This window comes from Telmatocola sphagniphila, from assembly GCF_018398935.1.
Taxonomy (GTDB): domain Bacteria; phylum Planctomycetota; class Planctomycetia; order Gemmatales; family Gemmataceae; genus Telmatocola; species Telmatocola sphagniphila.
This window is the reverse complement of sequence record NZ_CP074694.1, coordinates 111,020-130,501: the sequence shown is the minus strand read 5'-3', so window position 1 is coordinate 130,501 and position 19,482 is coordinate 111,020. Positions and strand designations below refer to the sequence as shown.

16 protein-coding genes and 1 tRNA gene are annotated in these 19,482 nt (G+C 53.6%); 5 read left to right on the top strand and 12 right to left on the bottom strand.

From position 1 onward, the window contains the following. From KIH39_RS00595 to KIH39_RS00560, 8 genes are all read right to left on the bottom strand, one after another. Positions 1–816, bottom strand: a complete 816-nt coding sequence (locus KIH39_RS00595; RefSeq protein ID WP_213497341.1) for a hypothetical protein — start codon at positions 814–816, stop codon at positions 1–3. Between the two features lie 62 nt (positions 817–878). Beyond that, positions 879–1,787, bottom strand: coding sequence for a 16S rRNA (adenine(1518)-N(6)/adenine(1519)-N(6))-dimethyltransferase RsmA (gene rsmA, locus KIH39_RS00590; RefSeq protein ID WP_213497340.1), 909 nt, complete (start codon positions 1,785–1,787; stop codon positions 879–881). Continuing rightward, on the bottom strand, positions 1,784–2,377 hold the full coding sequence (locus KIH39_RS00585) for a riboflavin synthase (RefSeq protein WP_213497339.1): 594 nt from the start codon (positions 2,375–2,377) through the stop codon (positions 1,784–1,786). The genes rsmA and KIH39_RS00585 overlap by 4 nt, the downstream gene beginning before the upstream one ends. Positions 2,378–2,522: 145 nt before the next feature. Continuing rightward, the gene (locus KIH39_RS00580) at positions 2,523–3,158 is read right to left on the bottom strand and encodes a phosphoribosylanthranilate isomerase (RefSeq protein WP_213497338.1); all 636 of its coding nucleotides are present in this window, start codon (positions 3,156–3,158) and stop codon (positions 2,523–2,525) included. Positions 3,159–3,167: 9 nt separating this feature from the next. Next, positions 3,168–4,097 carry an ROK family protein gene (locus KIH39_RS00575; protein WP_213497337.1) on the bottom strand — a complete coding sequence of 310 codons (930 nt, stop codon included), beginning with the start codon at positions 4,095–4,097 and terminating at the stop codon, positions 3,168–3,170. 24 nt (positions 4,098–4,121) lie between these two features. After that, complete coding sequence (locus tag KIH39_RS00570; protein ID WP_213497336.1) at positions 4,122–9,221, bottom strand: tetratricopeptide repeat protein; 5,100 nt, start codon at positions 9,219–9,221, stop codon at positions 4,122–4,124. Positions 9,222–9,435: 214 nt separating this feature from the next. Next, positions 9,436–11,340, bottom strand: a complete 1,905-nt coding sequence (locus KIH39_RS00565; protein WP_246539445.1) for a CocE/NonD family hydrolase — start codon at positions 11,338–11,340, stop codon at positions 9,436–9,438. A 159-nt stretch (positions 11,341–11,499) separates the two neighbouring features. Beyond that, the gene (locus tag KIH39_RS00560; protein ID WP_213497335.1) at positions 11,500–12,147 is read right to left on the bottom strand and encodes a hypothetical protein; all 648 of its coding nucleotides are present in this window, start codon (positions 12,145–12,147) and stop codon (positions 11,500–11,502) included. Between the two features lie 266 nt (positions 12,148–12,413). On the opposite strand from KIH39_RS00560, the gene KIH39_RS00555 reads away from it, so the two are divergent. Further along, on the top strand, positions 12,414–13,559 hold the full coding sequence (locus KIH39_RS00555) for a WD40 repeat domain-containing protein (RefSeq protein ID WP_213497334.1): 1,146 nt from the start codon (positions 12,414–12,416) through the stop codon (positions 13,557–13,559). 217 nt (positions 13,560–13,776) lie between these two features. Here the strand turns inward: KIH39_RS00555 and KIH39_RS00550 are convergent, their stop codons facing one another. Both KIH39_RS00550 and KIH39_RS00545 read right to left on the bottom strand, forming a co-directional pair. Continuing rightward, positions 13,777–14,040: a hypothetical protein gene (locus KIH39_RS00550; protein ID WP_213497333.1), complete on the bottom strand. Its 264-nt coding sequence runs from the start codon at positions 14,038–14,040 to the stop codon at positions 13,777–13,779. A gap of 24 nt (positions 14,041–14,064) precedes the next feature. Continuing rightward, entirely contained in the window at positions 14,065–14,409 is a 345-nt protein-coding gene (locus KIH39_RS00545; protein WP_213497332.1) for a hypothetical protein, read from the bottom strand. A gap of 228 nt (positions 14,410–14,637) precedes the next feature. Between KIH39_RS00545 and KIH39_RS00540 the strand changes: the two genes are divergently transcribed. Beyond that, positions 14,638–15,390, top strand: coding sequence for a hypothetical protein (locus KIH39_RS00540; protein ID WP_213497331.1), 753 nt, complete (start codon positions 14,638–14,640; stop codon positions 15,388–15,390). Between the two features lie 127 nt (positions 15,391–15,517). Here KIH39_RS00540 and KIH39_RS00535 read toward each other — a convergent pair whose 3' ends face one another. Beyond that, complete coding sequence (locus KIH39_RS00535) at positions 15,518–16,579, bottom strand: linear amide C-N hydrolase (RefSeq protein ID WP_213497330.1); 1,062 nt, start codon at positions 16,577–16,579, stop codon at positions 15,518–15,520. A gap of 182 nt (positions 16,580–16,761) precedes the next feature. Then, positions 16,762–16,856: transfer RNA gene (locus KIH39_RS00530), tRNA-Sec, on the bottom strand. Positions 16,857–17,073: 217 nt separating this feature from the next. Between KIH39_RS00530 and KIH39_RS00525 the strand changes: the two genes are divergently transcribed. The 3 genes from KIH39_RS00525 to KIH39_RS00515 all read left to right on the top strand — a co-directional run bounded on the left by KIH39_RS00525 (position 17,074) and on the right by KIH39_RS00515 (position 19,469). Then, a complete protein-coding gene (locus KIH39_RS00525) occupies positions 17,074–18,081 on the top strand; it encodes an ABC transporter ATP-binding protein (RefSeq protein WP_213497329.1) in 1,008 nt (335 codons plus the stop codon). A gap of 76 nt (positions 18,082–18,157) precedes the next feature. Then, positions 18,158–18,925, top strand: a complete 768-nt coding sequence (locus KIH39_RS00520) for an ABC transporter permease (protein ID WP_213497328.1) — start codon at positions 18,158–18,160, stop codon at positions 18,923–18,925. Between the two features lie 19 nt (positions 18,926–18,944). Continuing rightward, entirely contained in the window at positions 18,945–19,469 is a 525-nt protein-coding gene (locus KIH39_RS00515; protein ID WP_213497327.1) for a hypothetical protein, read from the top strand. Positions 19,470–19,482: the final 13 nt, after the last annotated feature.

Here is a 19,482-nt window from a genome sequence, read left to right as displayed (position 1 = left end):
CTAGGCCGCGATGCGCAGCGAGCCGTTGGCCATCCGATTCAACTCATCGACGATCGATTCGTCGAAGATCGCCTGAAGGATCGCGAGGCTATCGGCGACCACCATACCGTCCATTACCCGGTGGTCGTAAACGATGCGAACATTGACGATTCCCTTCGAATCGATCGGCCCGTAATTCATCAGCGTGGTGAGCGGCGAAATCGGGTGCAAAGAATCGGCCCCGGTACCCGAATAAACGCTGATGCCAAAGGTGCCGAATATCGCTTCCCGCCAGATGCCCTTCCAGTTCAAACCGGTCCACCAGATCAAACGGCGGAGTGGTCGTATCAATTTGGAAGTGGCAATCATCAACTGATACGGTTGTACCTGCTCAATGGGACTGTTGATGTAGTGATCGAGTGTTTTTTCGATCTCCGTGATCGACATCTTTTCCGGCTCGCGAATTTTGGCGAACATCACCGCCTGCTCGCCTTCCAGTTCGCGCGTGACGGCGATCGAAGCCACATTGCAGCCATGCTGCCAGAGACGAGCCCAGGGATATTTCAGAAAAGAGCGGCGTAGTTCCGGCTTCTGCATCGCCAGCTCCGCATACGCTTTCGTAAACAGGCTGACCCAGCGCGGCCGATTTCGCAAACGGCCGCGAGCCGCGACTACGCGAGAGAGATCCAACTGCCTCTGAACGGGAATGGTGGGAATTTCTTTAGCGAAATGCAGCAAATCGCAAACCAGTTTCCGGGCCGACGAAAGCTTAAGAGGTTTACCAGTGTCCTCCACCGGGACGGGCATGTTTTTGTAAATTCGCAATAAATTCCGCATGGTAACTCCTCGTGCAAGTGTTCCTATCGACCACTGAGGAGTATGCGGATTATGCGGGACGATCAGAAAACCTGACAAAACTGGCTGTACAGTCTGTAATGATCGTTCAAGCTTAACATTTCGGCCCGTTGTGAACCATCCATGCCCAGGCTGGCAATTAATTCATCGACCTTCTGTTTGTCGAGTTTACCAGTCGGCCAGCCGACGATGGCCTGTCTCAAATTCTTACGGCGATGCGTGTAAAGATTACGCAGAAACTCCCGAAACTTCAGCGGCGAATCGATCCGCTGACGCTTTTCCGGATTGGGCTGAATCAGCACAATCGCCGAATCGACGGCCGGCGGCGGCCAAAATACGCCCGGCCCTAACTTGCGAATCACTTTCACATCCGCAAGACTTTGCGTTAACACCGCGAGTGAGGAATAATCCTTGGTACCGGGCACCGCCACCAGGCGCTCCGCCATTTCCCACTGTACCATCACCACCATGCGTTCGATTTCAATATCGGAAATCAGCAAATTGGCGATGACCGGAGTGGCCACGGCATAGGGAAGATTGGCGATCAGCTTTTTTCGTTCGCACTTTCGCTCAATCGAAAATTCTTCCCAGCGACGGACCACTTCCGAACGCAGTTCATTTTTACCGGCCAGAATATCCGCATAGATCAGCTGAACATTTTCTCGCCAATTCAAGCTTTCCTTGGCGAGACGATGAAAATCGAGATCGAGTTCCACACTGGTCACCGCGCCCGCCAGATTGGCTAGCCGGGCGGTTAAACTGCCGGTGCCGGTGCCAACTTCCAAAACGGAGTCTTTTTCGCTCAACTCCGCATTCGTGAGAATAATCTCAAGGAGATTGAGATCGACCAGAAAGTTTTGCCCGAGCTTGGCCTTGGGCATCAGCCCGTGCGAGCGCAGCAGATCCCGGATATAGGATTGCGTTTGACGGGGATTAGGAATTGGAGGAGTCATCGATTTTCCAGCAGTTTCTGCACGTGCTTGGCCAGCATATCGGCTTCCAGATTGATCGCATCGCCGATCTGACGAAACCCGAGCGTGGTATGCTCCAGAGTATGCGGTATGAGCATGACCTGGAAGCGCTCCGGCTCCACGTTTACGACCGTTAAGCTAATTCCATCGACGGCTATCGAGCCGCGCGGCACCATCAATCGCGTGATCTCCCGAGGAGCGCGGAACCAGAGAATTTCCCACTCCCCCTCTTTCGTTCGACTTTCCACCGAGCCGAGGCAATCCACATGCCCCTGCACGAAATGCCCACCCAGGCGATCGCCCACGCGAAGCGATCGTTCCAGATTCACCCGATCATTCGGCTTGAGATTCTTGAGGTTGGTCTTAATGAGCGTTTCAGGGCCAACCTGAAATTTGAAGGAATTGCCCAGTATCTCGACAACCGTCAAACAGGCGCCATTCACGGCGATACTTTCGCCCAGTTGAATTTCGGACACCCAACTCGGTTCGGCGATTTCGAGTGTGATGCCTGCATCGGCCATGGGCTGAACGTGACGGACGAGAGCTAATTTTTCAACGAGACCTGTGAACATCGTTTTGCCGTTATGTCGCGGAGGTGAACCCTGCTCGTGCTTTGACTTATCTCAAGAAAGTCGTGAATGCCAAAATACAATCGAACAATTGTTATAGTAAAGCGAGCGGGGATACAACACAAAGGATTCGGAAATTCTCTGGGATTCAAGCGCTGCGAGCGGTCTCGATGAATCGTTGCAGCTTCTGAGCATCTTTGATACCCGGCGAACTTTCCACGCCGCTGGCTACATCGATCCCCGCGGGACGAACTGTTCGAACCGCCTCAGCCACATTCTCCGGCGTTAAGCCGCCGGCAAGGATGATTGGAATTTCCGATTTCCAACGGGCGATCAAATCCCAGGGGGCTTTGTGCCCGGTTCCCCCCAGAGCTCCCTGCACGTGAGAATCGAACAGCAGCGCCGAGGGAGAATAACCGAAACCGCGACACCTCTGCACGTACGCTTCCACCTGCCGGAGCGAGTTTTCGTCGGCGATTCGAAACGAGGGAATGAAAGCGAACGGTATCGGATCGGTCGGATCGGCCACAGTGCCGTACCATTGAATGGAACGTAAGCCGAGTTGATAAGCGAGCGCACAGGCTTGCTTCAGAGTGTGATCGACGAATACCCCGACTGTGGAAAGCCAGGGCGGCGAATTCTTAAGTAGGTGGAGTGCGATGCGGGGATCGACGAACCGGGGAGACTTCGCGTAAAAGTTGATGCCGACCATATCGGCGCCCGCTTCCGAGCACAGAGCGAGATCTTCCGGTCGAGTGACCCCACAGATTTTGATTCGCAACATTAAGAAAGTCTAGCGGCTTTGACTCGCCAACGCAATTGCCCCGTGCAGAACTACCTCTTCGCCCAACTCGGCGGGAACTATGTCGGTGAGACCGGCAAACGGCGGGAAGGCATGCTCGGCTACCCGCTTGCGAAGCGGTTCGAAAATGACATCTCCCATGAGGGAGACTCCACCGCCGATGATAATGCGCTGCGGACAGAGCAGACAAACGACGTGTCGAATCGCAATCGCCAGAGGTGTGATGGCCGTATCGAGAATTTCGATGGCTGAACGATCACCCCGCGCGGCCGCTTCGGCAATTAATGGACAGGTCAGCCGTCCCTGTCGACTGGAAATCAAAAAGAGTTCTTCGCTGAGCTGACCCGCTTCTGCACGCTGATTGCCGGTCCGTTCGATCGACCAGCCCGCCGCCTGCGATTCGAGAGTATGACCGGCACTGTCGACAATCAGATGGCCGATCTCGGCCGCGCCGCGACCACAACCGGTATATATTTTTTTGTCGATAATCAGGCCACCACCGATTCCAGAGCCAATGGTGATGTAGAAAATGGGATTGCGATCCCGACCTGCCCCGTGCATCGCCTCGCCCAGGCCGGCCACATCGGCATCATTGCCGATCAGACAAGGCAAGCCGGAGATTTCCTTCAGCCAATCTGTGAGAGGAAAATTATCCCAGCCAGTGATCTGATGCGATTTGATGATCGATCCGCTCGTGTGATCGATAGGACCGCCGAAGCCGACACCGATCGCTTGAATGCTGGAATGGGATTGCAGGGCCAGCCGTTGCATGTCGGCGATGACCCACTTCAACTGATCCTGGATACCCGCAGCGCCCCGGGTGGTATCCACCCGGCCGCGCCACTGCTGCAAGAGTTTGCCATCGCCTCGGCCCAGGGCCACCTGTAACTTGGTTCCACCGATTTCAATGCCGAGGTACATAAGCGGTTCTCACGGAGTCGGAACTCAGCTCCGATCCTTCCGCTTCGCCTTAGCCAGTTCGGTCTTGGCGTCCGCATCGGTCGGATAGAGCTTTAAGGCATTATTGAAATCGTTCTCGGCATCGGCAAACTTTCCGCCGGTTCGATTTCGCTGCCCGCTGGCCATGAATTTACAGAAGTCGCCCCGTTTCTTGAGATTCGCATCGCTCGGATTCAGCCGGAGAGCGGCATCGTAATTCTGACCGGCTTCCGCAAATTTTCCTCGTTGCTCCATGGCCTGAGCATTGCCCACGTACTGCTGAATCTGGGCCTGAGGATTCGGCTGTGCTGGCGGGTTGTCCTTCTTCGGCTGCTGCATCGCCGCCTGAATCTGCTGATGCAACTTGGTGGCTTCCGGATCGGTCGGCACCAGCTTCAAAGCTTCGGTCACGTTACCATTAGCTTCGAGCAGACGATTGGCCGCGAACAACGTCTTGGCCTGCTGCATGTACTGCGCAAAAGCCGCCGCCTTGGGATCGGTCGCCGGTGCCGGGTTCATCGGCTGCGTGGGCGACTTGGGCTGCGCGGGCTGACCAGCCGGTGCCATAGCCGTCTTCAAATCGGCCTGCAGTTTCAGAGCATCCGGATCGTTGGGGAACAACTTCAGCGCCTGCGTGATAGAGGCGTTGGCATCGTCGTATTTACGTTGAGCCATCGCCGCGCGGGTCTGAGCCATTAACTGATTGAAAGTCACTCGAGGATTCGTATTCGGCGTTTCAATCTTAGGCGGAGTGACCGGGTCGACCTTCGGCGGCGCCATCGCGGCTTGCTGTGCCTGATCAGCCTGGGCGATTGCTCGAGTGGCCGTCGCATCGTTCGGGTTGTACCGCAGGGCTTCCTGGAAAGCTGCCTTGGCTTGGGCGTACTGCTTAGCTTGCAGTGCCTGTTGGCCTTTAGCCATGGCGGCATCGTAGTTCTTCTTCTTTTCCTGCTCAGCCGCCATCGCCGCATTGCTTGCCGCGAACTCCTTCTTGGCCTGTTCGGTCTGAGCCAGGAAGGAAGTCGCCGTGCGATCATTCGGCATGGCTTTCAGAGCATCGTGAAAATGTTCGATGGCCCCGTCGAAATCGCGACTGCCATAGGCTGTGCGACCTTTCTGGATGGCGTCGTTATAAGCCTGCTGCTTTTTGGCCGTATCCTGCGCGGCCATCTGAGCACTCGAGGCCGCCGCTTTACCCGCCGTAATCTGTTTTTCCAGATTGGCGATGCCCGGGTCATTCGGGTTGATCTTGCGAGCTTCCGCCAGCAGCCCTTCAGCGGAATCGTAGCGTTTGGCATTCACGGCCTGCTCGGCGGCCGTCAGGAAGTTCTTCATCTTGGCCGCCTGCTGGGCCGCCTGTTGGCTATTCTCATCCTGCTTCAGCTTGGCCTGCTCGGCCTCTTTTTTCATCTGAGCCTGGCGAACTTCCATATCCATTTTGCTCTTGGCGTCCGCATCCCGTTTGGCCTGGGCGGCTTCGGCCTGCTTACGCATTTCGGCTGCCTTCCCGTCATTCGCAGCCTTGGCATCGGCTAACCTTTTAGCCTCCGCCTGCTCCATTTCCTTTTTCTGCTGGGCAAGCTTGGCTTCGTTAGCGGCCTTGGCGTCGGCCGCGGCTTTCATGTTCGCTTCTCTCTTGGCCTGGGCCGCACGAGCTTCGGCCGCTTGTGCGTTTTGCTTTTCCAAGTCCGCCAGATTCGTCTTGGAGACGGCGTCCATACGGGCCTTGTTCTTAGCCTGCTCGACCTTGAGCAATTCGGCTTTCACGGCCGTATCGTCTGGCTTCAAGTTAGAGGCCAGCTTGAAGGAGGTAATCGCTTCGTCGTACTTACCGCTGCTGGAAGCCGATTTTCCAGTCGCAAACGCCTTATCGAATTCCTGTTGTTTGCGTGCGGCTTCCATCTGGGCTTTCTTTTGCGCTTCGCCTGCCGCGTTGGCCTTGGCCTGTTCGTCGCGCAGTTGACGTAACGCTGCTTCGACTTCCTGGGTACGGTTAATCGCCAGAGCCGCGTTGTACTGAGCTTCGGCCTGGGCCAATTGCTTGGCGGCATGTGCCTGACGGGCAGCCTGCATCGCGGCTTCATACTTCTGCTTGTTCACCTGTGCCGCAGCTTCGGCCGCTTGTTTGCGAGCGTTTTCCTGAGCGAGTTGTGCCTCGAAAGCCCTCTTTTGAGCATCGCCCTTGGCCGCTGCTTCCGCACGTGCCAACTCGTTCACGGCGTTGCTCGCCAATTGGTGACTTTCCGGAGTCTGATTCAAACGGTAGGCCGCCTGGTAGGAAGCGACTGCCTGCTTCCAGTTCTGAGCCGCCTGAGCTTGCTTCCCAGCGGCCATCAGCTGCTGATATTCCTGCTGATCGCGTTGCATCAAGGCCTGTCGCTGCTGTTGAATGGCCGCGGCCTGAGTCTGCTGCTGTTGAGCAATCAATGGCTGAACTCGGGCAATCTGCTGCTGTTGCTGTGCCTTGGCCATGACTTGCTGATTGGCGGCGAACTGAGCGTTTCGAGCCTGAGTCTGGCGGTCGGCCTGCTGACGAGCCACGGCCATTTCCTGCAGAATGGCATCGTTGGGGCTCATGTTGTAAGCGACCTGATAAGCATTCAGCGAAGGCTGATACTGAGCTTGCTGAAGGTAAGTGCGGGCTTGCCGCAACAGATCCTGTTGTGCAATCAAGCGGTATTGCTGATTTTTCTGATTTTCGACGGCGGTCACGATAGCGGCATTGCGTTCCGCTTTGGCCTTTTCGGCTTCCAGCTTGATCGCCAGTTTCACGCGGGCATCTTCGTCGCGCTTGATGCGGGCCTGCTGCTCCATGTAAGCGTGGTAGCGAGCTGCTTCCAACTCCTGTTCCCGATTACGACGTCGGGCAAAATCGAGTTGAATCAATATCTGGGTGTTATTCGGCTGGCGGACGAGTTCTTCTTCGTAGAAGCCGATCGCCAGACTGAATTTACCGGAACGAATGTTGATTTCCGCCGTGGCCATCCGCTGCTGGACTACCACCTGCTGCTGAACATAGACCACTCGTTGCGCCGGCGGCATCACCGTGACTTGAGCCAGTTCGCGCATCCGGCATTTCAGTTCGAAAGAATCGCGAACGTGCATCAGGGCCGAGCCGATCTGCCCACCCGTTTCCACGTCAATCAAATTAGTGGTCACATCCATGCCCGGAACTTCCGGAGACCCCTGAATGGAACCCATCAAAAAGAAGCGGGTATTCATCGCACGAGCCAGACAGAGCCGGGCGCTGGGGTTCATCATTACATCGCGGACACTGAGTCCCAATCGGCCCATCCACCAGAACAGTTCGCCCCGGTCGACGATTTCGTACATGCCGCTGAACTGATACGCCAGATTATCGGCGGTCCAGACGCCGGTGCCCGGTGGAATCACATAGGGATTACCGAATTCCGCGAAGGGCAACACGGCCAGTCGCGGGAGTGCGTTGACGACAACAACGACGTTGCCGAATCCCAAAAAGGGCCGGCAGTTATCGATTCGGACGCGAATATCGGGCATATCGGGAGCGAGTGTGAGTGCGAATTCATAGTAACGAAGAGCTTCGGCAAACCGACGTCGGCGATAGAGATCGTCGCCTATCTCCAACGCCACGAAAAGCGAACGCTGGCGGACATTCATCGGAGCTTCGACGATCACGACTGTACCGGAAGGAGGGGCTTGTGCCACCTGAGCAAATTCCGCAGCCGTAATTCCCCCATATTCCGGGGGCCGCGCACTGTTGATGATTACGGTCGAGCCGGGGGCCGCGTTGATAGTGATATTTTCTGTCGTCGCGGCGGGGGGAGGGGCGGCGATTGCCGCGGATACCGGTGCTGGCTGAATCGTCTCCGCCTTGGCGATCTCCATCTCAAACGCGACCTTTTCCTGATCGTTCATCTGAAGAATACGAGCCAGAGAAGGTAACTTCTTGACCAGTTCTTCCGGGGTGCCTGCGACTACCTTGGCCGTTTGTACCACCAGGCCGGAATTCACATCCACCAGTCGGGCGTTCACGGAGATGCCGAAAATTTTCGAAACGCTTCCGACGACCATATAGTTGGCTTTGACGATCTGTCCGACCTGTCCGAACGTTTTCTGATCGTTAGCCCAGTTGGTGTCGCCGAGTTTCAATTGCTCGACGACTTCCCGGACCTGCGAGTGTTCGACGATATCGTACTTGCCGCGGAAGTGCGGCAGAATTTCCTCCGCGATGGCCTGTCCCACATTGGGAATTCCCACATCGCCGATGACTTCAAAGTGTCCGATGGCAACGCGCGGCCGGCGATTGGCGATGACCAGTTCGGTTTCCTGAATATCCTGTTGCACCTGGGAAGTGGGCCAGATCTCCTTGGCTTTCTGGAAAGTCGCTAGCGCGAGATCAACTTTGCCGGAATCCTTGCGCAGTTCGATCGCCTGACTGCGCGTTTCTTCGTACTGCTGCAAGGCGTTGCGGTACCCTTCAAATTTGGCTTTCAATTCGGGATCGTTCTCGCCATTGGCCACGGCCTGGTCGTAGCTGATCAAAGCCGCCCGAATATTTTTGGCTTCCAGAGCTTGCAGGGCTTCCTGGCGGAAACGCTGTTTTTTGTTTCCTTCCCCCAGTTCCGCACTGAGGATGGCATCGGCCTCTTTTTTGATCTGCGTCAAAACCACTGCGATTTCGCTGTCGCCGAACTGCAGCAAGGCGTCGGAAGCCAGACGCGAGGCTTCTTCGGGTTTGCCCGCCTGCAAAATGGCTCGAATATCGGCCGCCGTTTTTTCCGCAATCGACTTCTGTTTCAGATCGCGTTCGAGCCGTTCGATTTCCGCGACGACGAAATCGGTCTTCTGTGCTTCCAGAGCAGCCCGCAGTTTCACCAAGGCGTCTTCGTGCTTCATTTCCGCCATCAGGCGAAAAGCATCGGCCACCGCCAGCGAGTAGCGTTCCTCGGGGCTGAGTTTGGGTTCGGGAGGCAACTCGGCCTCGGCTTTCCGCTCTTCCCGCTCGATTTTTTCTTCGATTCGGGCGAGTGCGCGGGCATCACCGCCGGGGTTCTGGCCGCCGCAGCCGAAGGAAGCAAATAGTGAAATGGAAACCAACAATAACCAGGTGCTGATCCGTAGCATTCGCGAACTCCTGTGCCGGGCTTGCTAGCATTATTCGCAGCCCGGGAAGAGAGGGGTCTATTCCTGATACGAGATCGTAACAGACACTTGCGCAAATAGGCAATATGAGATCTGAAATGTCGAATTGCACGAATTCTGGAAGGCTGGATAAGCCGGGCAAAATAGCAAGCCAGCAAGAAGGCTCCCACTGGCTGAAAAAATTAAAACTGAGCTTTTACCGGCTACCGACCGCCTTGGGTTCGTTCGGCATGATCATCAGTTCCATGTGCGACGGGGCTTTGGGCGAGTGATAGACCTTCTGATCGGCCGCCTGGAAGTCCGAATCCTTGGCTTCGAAAATATTCGGAACATATTTCTGCGGATTGCGGTCGATGACCGGGAACCAGGTGCTGCTGACCTGAACCATGATCCGGTGTCCCTTCTGGAAGCAGTGATGATTCCAGTGCAGGTCGATCGAATATTCTTCCACCTGATTGGGGACAATCGGCTCCGGTTTTTCGAAGCTCTTGCGATAGCGACCTCGGAGCGGTTCACCGCTGATCATGAGCTGGTAGCCGCTCATATCCGGCTGACGGTAACTCTCTGGATAGACGTCGATGATGCGAACCATCCAGTCGCTGTCGGTGCCGGAAGTCGCGGCGAAGAGCTTGGCCGTGATCGAGCCGCCGATAACGATATCCTCTTCCAGCGGTTCGGTCTGATAGGTCAGCACATCGGGGCGGTGATCGTTGAAGCGCTGATCCTGCACGACCCAGTCGGACCAGCCGGGACCTTGATAGGTTGCGCGAATCGGCCGCGGACGATAGGGAACCGGATTGTTCGGATCGGAGCGATAACCATCGAACTCGGTTTCGTTTGCTTCGGGAGCATTGAACGATAGTTTGCGGTCCGAGTGAAAGTAGAGCTTTTTGGTGATGGCATTTTTCACCGGCCATTTGTCGTGGGATACCCACTTGTTCGAACCGGTTTGGAACAGCAAAGCTTCCGGCTGTTTCAAATCTCCCTTGTCTTTCAAATAATAAGCAAAGAAGGGAGCCTGAATTTTTTCGCGGAAGTAAGTACCAGTCGCACTACCGAAATCGATCTTGCCCAGACTGCTGCCGGCCCCGCCCCAGCCGCCGTGATTCCAGGGGCCGACAACGAGGAAATTCTTGTTGTCCTTATCGACTTTCTCGAGATATTCGTAGATTTTCAACGGTCCTCGGAAATCTTCCTGATCGAACCAGCCGGTGACATTCAGCGTCGGCACCGTGATTTTGTTCAGGTAGGGAACCAACGCCTGATCGCGCCAGAACGCATCGTAATCGGGGTGTTTGACGAAGTTGTTCCAGGTCGGCATTTTGTTTTTGAACAGCCGTTCGTTGACGTTGGAGAGAGCGCCCAGTTTCAGATACCAGTCGTAGGTGTCGAGCTTATCGAACTTGTAGAGTTGGTTGGTTTTATCGGTCTCCATCATCGCGGTATATTCGAAGCCATAGCTGAGTCGGAAAGCCCCATTGTGGCGGAAGTCATCGCCCATCCATTGATCGATCGGGGAAGACTGCGGCGAGGCCGCCTTGAGAGCCGGGTGAGGATCCAAAAGGGCCATCGCGGCCAGCCAACCGGGATAACTGACGCCGTAGATGCCGACGCGTCCGTTGTTGTTTTCCACGTTTTTCAAAAGCCATTCGATGGTGTCGTAGGCATCGGTCGTGTCATCGGTGCCCTTGGGATCTTTGCGATCTCGAACGCCGGCCGACATCATCGCGAAAATCCCTTCCGATTTGAATCGGCCGCGCACATCCTGGAAAACAAAGATGTAACCTTCTTTGGCCATCGGGCCGAAGCGGACGCCGAGATCGGCCCCGCCGATGCCGTAGGGAGTGCGCTGCATCAGAAACGGCAATTTTTCAGTCGTGTCATTCGGCACCAGGATCATCGTGTTGAGTTTCACGCCGTCGCGCATGGGGATCATCACTTCGGTCTTGGTGAAGCCCGATTTTTTTTCCTGTTTCTGCGCTGGGGCTTTGTCTTTTTCCTTTTTGGGGGCAGAGTCCTGGCTCATCGAATCGGCATTAAAGCCGAGGAGAAGGCCGCCGGTGAGCAGAAAGGCGAATAACGCCAGCAAACGATGTTTCACAATACTACCTCGGGAAGTCAAAATGGTGCTTCCGGGCAGGGTAAGGGAACGGGAGGTTGGTGTCAAAAGAAAAGCGAGGGGTATGCCTGAAATTCGTGAAACCACAGAGCCCGCAGAGATCGCAGAGTTGAGAAAAAGCAAAAAAAGGAGGCGTTCGCCTTATTCTTTCACTAGCCCGCGAATGATGGTTGCTTTTGCAGCCAGTTCCATGGCAAGCCCTAGATCAGTCGTTTCTCGTGCTATCCGTTCGTACTCAGAAGCCGCGAACAGAAATGCCTTAATTTCATTCTCGTCGGAGATTTGCTTCAACGGTTTAAACTGCCCTATCCAAATTTGGTTAAATTCCCAACGAATTGATAGCAGTCGTTCGATGACCTTTTCCTGAGCTTTAAAATCTTTTGCTGGCTCCCATTTGATCGAACCGAACAAGTCCCAGGGTCTTAATTCCACGAGTTCATAACCAGGTCGATATAGCCGCACTATTAATGAATGGCTCCAAAACCATCCATCCGAGGTTGCTCCTATCCAACCGAGACCCGCATTCCAGGATCCTAAATATTGTGCCTCGGTCCGATTCTCCTTGATTGGAATTTCAACATGTGTTTGGGATTCGGTGAGGTGATTAAAGTAGAAAGTTGTTTCGTTCTTCGTTTCGACCCGATAGGCTCTGATATCATTGGTATTTTCGCCTAGATTCGCCGCTGGCACATAATCGAACTTTGGATAAGGCGGAGTTGGAATCATAATGCAACCGCAGAGTAGCTGCGAAAGAAATGTGCAGACGATCCAGAGCGTGTGGCGAGACATTGGATTCTACTCTAGAAGCGCGATTAGCTCGTAGCAGGAAGCCGAAGATCGCTCAATAGAATTGGTATTGGAATTTGTCAAGCTGAGGATCGAAACGAGATATCCTCGAACCAAATTCTTGCGCTGACCCTGTGGGAAATAGTTTCAATCCAGGCCTCCTTCAAAGTACAGTATCATTTCCCAATTGCGTAAAAGGGATCGAAAGCCTTTACAAAATCCTTCCATCCCTATCTGTTCGAGTTAGGATAAAGACAGGAGAATAAGCCATGTTAAGACGCCTCCTCCTTCTCTCGATCCTCCTCGTCGGGTCTTTCGAGGCCCTCGCGGACGAACCTTCCCAAGCGAGAATCGCAGAATTGATACAAAAGCTGGGAAGTCAATCGTTCCGGGAGCGAGAAAACGCACAAAAGGAACTCTCCCAACTCCCGGAAGATTATTTGCCATTGCTTCAGGAGGCCGCTACTAAATCGTCGGACTCCGAAGTTCTCGAGCGAATTCGAAGTATCATTCGAGTACAAATCGAAAGGTGCTTTGGGCTCATCCAAGCTTTCCACACCGACGGCTCAGTCAATGCCGCTTTTCTGGAGTCGGATGGCAAAACTCTGATTTCCCTGGGAGGTAACGGAACTGCTCGCTTTTGGGAAGTCTCTTCTGCAAAGCTCCTGCGCGAACAGAAATTCAGTGACCAGGGAACTCAGGCCATCCGTTTCTCGCCCAGTGGCAAGAAGATGGCTTTTTCCCCTCTCTCCTCAAGCGATCCTCAGATCGCGGTTTTTGAGATATCGACCGCTAAAAAATTGCAGGATTTCAGCGGTCCCCGAGAAGGGATTTGCCAGTTTAATTGGTCTCGGGAGGAAAGATACCTCGTCGGCAGCGGCTACGATAACAAGCTTCGATTGTGGGATACAAAGACTGGCAAAGAACTGCTGCAGCTTTATTCTCAGGTCGGTGCCCGGGGTGTGGCAGTTTCGGCACAGGGCGAAGAGATAGTTGCGGGATATGAAAATGGCGAAGTGCATTTGTTGGATGCAAAAACGGGAAAAGTGATTCGCAAATTTTCCGGGCATAAACGCGGCGTTTTCGTGATCGCGCTTTCACCGGATGAGAAAACCATCGCGACTTCCGACGACAATTGCATCCGCCTATTCAATCGGGAGAGTGGCAAGGAACTTGAGAATCTGGCAGTCCCTGCCCGGGTGGCTTCTATGCGATTTTCTCCAAATGGGAAAAGATTATTGTCCGGGGGCTCCGACAACACTCTATCCCTGTGGAACATCGAAACCGGCAAACTCCTCCACCGCTATGAGCATCATGCGGGAACTATCAGTGAGGTGTGTTTTAGTGCGGAGGGTCGACAAGCAATCTCAGCCAGTGTGGATGGAGATGTATTGCTCTGGAAGGTGCCGAAATGAAGGTGATGCTTATCACCTGGAGTGTCGCTATAAAATAATGCCCCTCGATATTAATCGCTGATCCATGCGACGTTTGGCGTGGGGTAGAAGGCTACTTCCCCGCTAACCTTTCTTCCATCCTCCAGTTAATTCCGTTAGCAGCCTGTTTAATTATTAATCATGTTCGATGGACCATGAATTGTTTATTCTCTCGTCCCTCAATTGGGGTCGGAATCGCTTAATTGTAAATCAGATCGTTCTCAATGTCATATCCCAACTCACGTTCTTGACGGTTACGAAGAAAGTGGCCAATGGCCTCTTCCAGCGAGATATCGTCCTTATCCCAGAGTAGCTTGCCATTGTGGTCCTTGGATTCCACCCAGTAGTTCTCATTTTCCAGCTGACCGATTTCCAGCATCCCGGCGAACCCCACATAGAATCCCGCGTTCATCCCCAACAGGGTGCGGAGAGCCGCTGCCAGTTCTTGATCGGGGATCGCCATCCGAGTCCTTTCTTCCAAACGAGTTTATTTCAGAGCTTTGCGTGCCGCTTGAACCAAAGCCAGACGTTCATCCCCCTCGGCCCAGGCTCGCAGAAGTTCCTTTGCTGCGGGAGTGCCAATCCAAATGAGAACTTGCACGGCCCGCAATTCGCGTAGAGTGCTCGAGCTGAGAGGCCTTTTCTTGATTACTTCCAAGATTTTTTCGATCTGATTTTTTGATTCGCTGGAAGGTCCTCCTGCCAAAGTCTTCCTTAGTGCAGATTCTGCCGCTTCCCCTGCTTTTGCCAATTCATTGGAGGCTTGTTCGCGAGTGGCGAATTTGGTGGAATCGAGATCTTCGATCCACTTTTTGATCGTCGAATCTTCCAACGGTTTCGATTTAAATGAGGTTCGATTTCGACATTAATTCTTCTTCGATAAATTTATTTCTCAAATCATAATTTATTGGATACTGGCGATCAAGAGAATAGGGGAGATTTGATAGTCTGATCTCAAAAACGATTACCTCTGGGAAACTCCCTATCGGCATGGCGTTTTTTGGGTAAGCTAACAACTACAATCATCGAAAAGCTTAGGATCCTTAGTGGGGCCAGAATCATGTTCGAGCCGAAACACAATCAGCTGAGTACGGAGACTAATAAAGCCTTTCGATTTGGAAAGCAGATCCTTACGATTGGAATAGGGTCACTTGTCTGTTTCGGGATGCTGGGATCAATCGGCGTGCTGGCAGTGGTACTCGACTTGGATGACTCGATTCGTGAGCCGGTGCTGTTAGCCGTGGTCGTTGGTAGCATCTGCACTTTTCTATCACTTATCGGCTTGTACTTGACCATTTCGTATTATCGCCAGCGGTTAATTATCTCCGCTTCCTCCGTACGATTGGTCGGTTGCTTCCAAACCCGGGAAGTGAATCTGCTCGAGGTATATCGAGCGATCTGGGATACAAGCGGCTCAATTACGCTTTTAGCTCAATCCAGAAGACTCAATATTCCATTGGCTTCCTATGAGGGTCGAATTCAAATCATTCAATTCTTACGGGCCAACTTACCAGTAGACATCCAAGTGGGCTGGGAGAAATTCGAATGGCGTTACGTCCCCAATGGGCTATCTCTCTGGCGCCGTCGTCGACAACTGGGTCGGACTCATTTTGTCTGGTTGGAAGGAGTTTTCCTAGGTTTTTGCATCGGAGTATGCCTCTTGTTCCGTGAATGGCTCAATCGACCACTCGACTGCAGCCTGACTGTCTCCGTTTTACTGGTCTTGAGCGTAGGCGGTTATTTAGCGGGCTCGTATCGGTGGAGGAAAAACGAAGCGGCCTACTTATCCCTCGAAAGCCATCAACCTTTATGAAATGTCCAACAGGTCAACACTGTCCCGGTCAGATACTACCGGGGCATGAACTCTGTCATCCGCCGGCTCATCAGTCCTGAGCAGGTTTATCCCAACGCTTCCTCGTACAAAATGAAGTCTCCAACTCTCACTTTTGAGGCGGAGCCAGGAACTTGAACGGCTCGCACTTCTCGAAATTGCCCGATTGATCGCCGAGCACGTCCGGCTTGCCCGCGAGTGTCAGCTTCCGTACACCCGAGCCCTCCGCAAAATCCATCTTGTTCAGCTTGACCCACAAAACGCCCGGACTGTTGGTATCCTCGAAATAGTAGACGAGGTTCTTCTGGTCCGCAACTGTTCGCCAGATCGTCGACGAGAGGTTGGGCGCCCCCTTCTTGCGGATACCTCGCGGCACGCTGACGTTTCTCATGACGCTAAAGACCGCCGCGACCGCTTCACGGGCGTCCGCGGATTGCTGACAGGCGTTGACGTAGTAGCTAGCTCGCGCGAAGCGATCCGCAGCCCGCACCGTGCCTGGCAGCATTACCGCTCCGTCAAACTCCTTCCAGTATTCGTTGATCGCCAGTTGCTTGTCATAGGTCGGCGAGTTAGTCATGACCTGGTATTGTTTGCCTTGGTGGATGACTAATTTACCCTGGACGTACTCGAATATCGCCGAGTCGCCGGACGAGTCGGAAATGGAAAGGTGGACGGTCCCCTTCATTCCATTCGGGGCTTCCACGGAAACCACGCGGAAAGAATCCTTCTTGAGCTCCTCCACAGCTTCTTTCACCGTTGCGAAATTGTCGAGCAAGTATTGAGCCCAGACAGAAATGCAAACACCCGGCCGTTTATCATCGGCGGTGGGGTATTCGGATTCGGCGAGGTACAGCAGGTTAGCGACCAACCCTTTCTCGTTCATACCGTCGGCCGTCCCACCTTCGTAGACTGAGGCCACAACACTGCCATACCTGCTTTTCCACTCCAGGGAACCTTTGCCAAGGCCGCCGTCGCGTTTCATGCCGCGAGGAAAAACCCAGAGGTTGGTATGCATGTCTTCGACCCAGTCCATTGTTCGGCCGGTGACGGTCTGAGTTTCCAGACCGAAGTAGACCACGCGGGTGCAAGCGTTGGCACGATAAGCGTTTAAGCCCAACGTTCCAAAAGCGATCATCCCCAGCAAAAGTAAGGATGCAATCAATCGTCTCATAAGGAGAAACCTCAGAAGGAGTTGCGTATCAAGAGCGCGAGTCTGGTTGAATTATTCAATCCGGTTCGCCCGCGCTCGCCGTGGGGTCGCGTCTCGGTCCGCAAGAATCTTCGGGAAGACTTCAATCACAAGGCGATTTGTGAAATGATTCGAAGTCGAGGAATGGTACGCAAAATTACTAACGGGAGTGTATGGGAATCGAACCCACTGGGAGCGTTGTTCACACCCCCCACTGATTTTGAAGACCAGGGCCGGCACCAGCCGTACAGACACTCCCCTATCCCCAACATCATATGAAAAAACCGCCTGCGACTCTCCGACAGACCGGCCTATTTACCGGTTTCCAAAGTCGGGATCGCAGCTAGGTTTCTTTAAACTGGGCACACTTTGCAAGATAGGGTACCAGCCCCGCTTGAAAGTTCGACTAGACGAGGAAGCCTATCTGGTTTATACGTGCCTGAAGCGCGGAAGGGTTTCGCGCAGAGGAGAGACGTGTGGCAGAAGTCGACAGCGAACTTGTCGTCGAGACTACGCACCTCACCAAGATTTACCAGAATCGCCAGATTGCACTGAATGACGTTTCATTGACGATCGAGCCCGGTTCCGTGCTCGGTCTGCTCGGCCCTAACGGGGCGGGGAAAACGACATTTTTGCGACTGGTTTTGGGGTTGCACCGTCCGACTGCTGGGGGAGTTCGCGTCTTCGGGACACCGATGACGCCGAATTCGGCCATGCTGCGCCGTCGCATCGGTTATATCCCTACGAATCCGCAATTTCCCAAGGGAATGACGCCGATTACGTATCTCGATTACGTGGCCCGGCTCTACGGTCTTTCGCGAGATACTAGGAAACCTCGATTGGCGAATCTAATTCGCGCGGTCGATCTGCTCGGCGAATCGGGCAACTCGATTTCCCAGTTTTCCATTGGCATGACCGCCCGGCTGGCAGTGGCCGCGAGTCTGTTAAATGAGCCCGATCTGCTCATCTGGGACGAACCGACCCACGGCCTCGATATTGAAGCTCGCCGTAGCATGCTGGAATTGATCAAAAAGCTCGCTTCGGAAAAGACACTGATTTTGTGCAGTCATAATCTCAGCGATGTGGATGAGGTCTGCAATCATGCCGCCGTGCTGGCTCAGGGCAAGTTGATTTTTCAGGGAACACTGACGGAATTGAAGGGACGCATCCGCAAGAATCATTATGAGCTGGATCTGGAAGGCGACCAGAAATCGATTTCCAAAGCGGTCGGCCAATTAAAAGCGATCAAGGACATCCAGCAAGTGACACTGCGGCAACGCCGGCTCGATCTGAAACTCTCCGAGGATATTCTCAACAGCCAGTTGCTCGCTTCCGTATTCAACATTCTGAACGAAAACAAAATTGTGCTGGTGAGCATTCGAAGCGTCGGCCAGCAGACCGAACAGGCTTATCTCGACCTGGTGGAAAAAGAGGAATCGCGCGGCTTCACCCGGCTCTACTCGCCCCAGGCCGAAGCGGCGTAATTTCTACCCACCGCTATTGGCGATTATGGTCTATTTCCTCAAGGGCAAACAGGACGTTTGCTGAATTGAAACGATCATGGAAGCTTCCGAACCCATCCTGATTTATCGCCGTTGGCTCCCTTATTGGGCCGTGTTGCAGACCGACTTACGTCAGACTTTGCGAAGCTGGGTCTACCTGCTTTGGGTCATTGTCAGCGTTCTGGCGATGGGAGGATACCTGCTCTATCGGTTTGGCCTGCACAATGAAATGGGCGCGGAACAAAAGGCTTCCATTCAGACGACCGATCTATTTCGCTGGCTGATTATGGGTAGCCTGTCGCTGATCGTGATTCTGACCGTCAGCAGTATTTCTTCCGAGCGCGGCACTCTGGCCGATTCGGTTCTCTCGCGCGGGATCAGTCGGTATCAGTACTTCCTGGCGAAACTCCATTCCCGTTGCTTTGTGGTACTGGGCACCATGACCATCCTATGCAGTATCGTTTTCTTCTGCAGTTACCTTCTCTTCAAAGATGATCTGAGTATCGAGGGGGGATTTAAGGCGATTCTGGCCATCTGTGCGGTGATGCTCGGAATCGTTTCGATCGGAGTAACGATAGGCGCTTTGACGCAATCCACCGTTTTTGGCATTACGGTTTTATGGATATCGCTGATGGCTCTCGGGATCTTACTCAAAGAGCTGCCCGAAGCCTATTTGTCGCCGATCAAGTCGCTGAAGCAACTGGAATCCACCTTGAAAGGGATCGGCAGCATTCAGATTTTTCAGGAGTTGTTCATCACCTCGGCAATCGTCACGGCCGTTTCGACTCTGCTGGGGATGATTGTGTTTTCCCGCAAAGATGTTTGAGACCCAAAGGAGAAGGCCCATGCGTAATTGGATGCTGACCGTTATCACGGTTCTGGCTGTGGCGAACCTCGCCCGCTGCGAAGAGCCGAGCTACAAATTGCAGGTGAAGGTTTATGAATATTCTCAGGATAATTCTACCGCGAAAGCTAAACCTAAACTCCTGATGAATACCGAACAGATTGTTAAGGCTAATCAGGATGTGAAAGCTAACTTCGAAGAAGAGGTGGATGACATTACGCATGCGGTTACTACCGTGGGTTTCACTTCCTCCATTCGACTCGGAAAACTGCAGGATGGCAAAATTGAAGTAACCTTCAGTCCTTCGCTTTGCACACCTTTTAAAGCGGACTTGCCAAGTGAATTGGTAGGCTCGAAAATCGTTACTGCCTACGATGTGCAGGCCGCTAGCCACAAGTTGGAAGTTCCTCTCGATCAAATTACGAAGCTGTTCAACGACGGTGATGAATTAAAAGTACGCAATACGGATGGCACGAGCAGATACTGGAAAGTCGCTGTGAAGGTATCTAAAGCTGAATCGAAATAAATCTCACCGGAAG

Excerpts from the sequence above, each read along its gene's own strand:
- KIH39_RS00595 (WP_213497341.1), bottom strand. The coding sequence starts at position 816 with ATGCGGAATTTATTGCGAATTTACAAAAACATGCCCGTCCCGGTGGAG.
- rsmA (WP_213497340.1), bottom strand. The coding sequence starts at position 1,787 with ATGACTCCTCCAATTCCTAATCCCCGTCAAACGCAATCCTATATCCGG.
- KIH39_RS00585 (WP_213497339.1), bottom strand. The coding sequence starts at position 2,377 with ATGTTCACAGGTCTCGTTGAAAAATTAGCTCTCGTCCGTCACGTTCAG.
- KIH39_RS00580 (WP_213497338.1), bottom strand. The coding sequence starts at position 3,158 with ATGTTGCGAATCAAAATCTGTGGGGTCACTCGACCGGAAGATCTCGCT.
- KIH39_RS00575 (WP_213497337.1), bottom strand. The coding sequence starts at position 4,097 with ATGTACCTCGGCATTGAAATCGGTGGAACCAAGTTACAGGTGGCCCTG.
- KIH39_RS00570 (WP_213497336.1), bottom strand. The coding sequence starts at position 9,221 with ATGCTACGGATCAGCACCTGGTTATTGTTGGTTTCCATTTCACTATTT.
- KIH39_RS00560 (WP_213497335.1), bottom strand. The coding sequence starts at position 12,147 with ATGTCTCGCCACACGCTCTGGATCGTCTGCACATTTCTTTCGCAGCTA.
- KIH39_RS00555 (WP_213497334.1), top strand. The coding sequence starts at position 12,414 with ATGTTAAGACGCCTCCTCCTTCTCTCGATCCTCCTCGTCGGGTCTTTC.
- KIH39_RS00550 (WP_213497333.1), bottom strand. The coding sequence starts at position 14,040 with ATGGCGATCCCCGATCAAGAACTGGCAGCGGCTCTCCGCACCCTGTTG.
- KIH39_RS00540 (WP_213497331.1), top strand. The coding sequence starts at position 14,638 with ATGTTCGAGCCGAAACACAATCAGCTGAGTACGGAGACTAATAAAGCC.
- KIH39_RS00535 (WP_213497330.1), bottom strand. The coding sequence starts at position 16,579 with ATGAGACGATTGATTGCATCCTTACTTTTGCTGGGGATGATCGCTTTT.
- KIH39_RS00520 (WP_213497328.1), top strand. The coding sequence starts at position 18,158 with ATGGAAGCTTCCGAACCCATCCTGATTTATCGCCGTTGGCTCCCTTAT.
- KIH39_RS00515 (WP_213497327.1), top strand. The coding sequence starts at position 18,945 with ATGCGTAATTGGATGCTGACCGTTATCACGGTTCTGGCTGTGGCGAAC.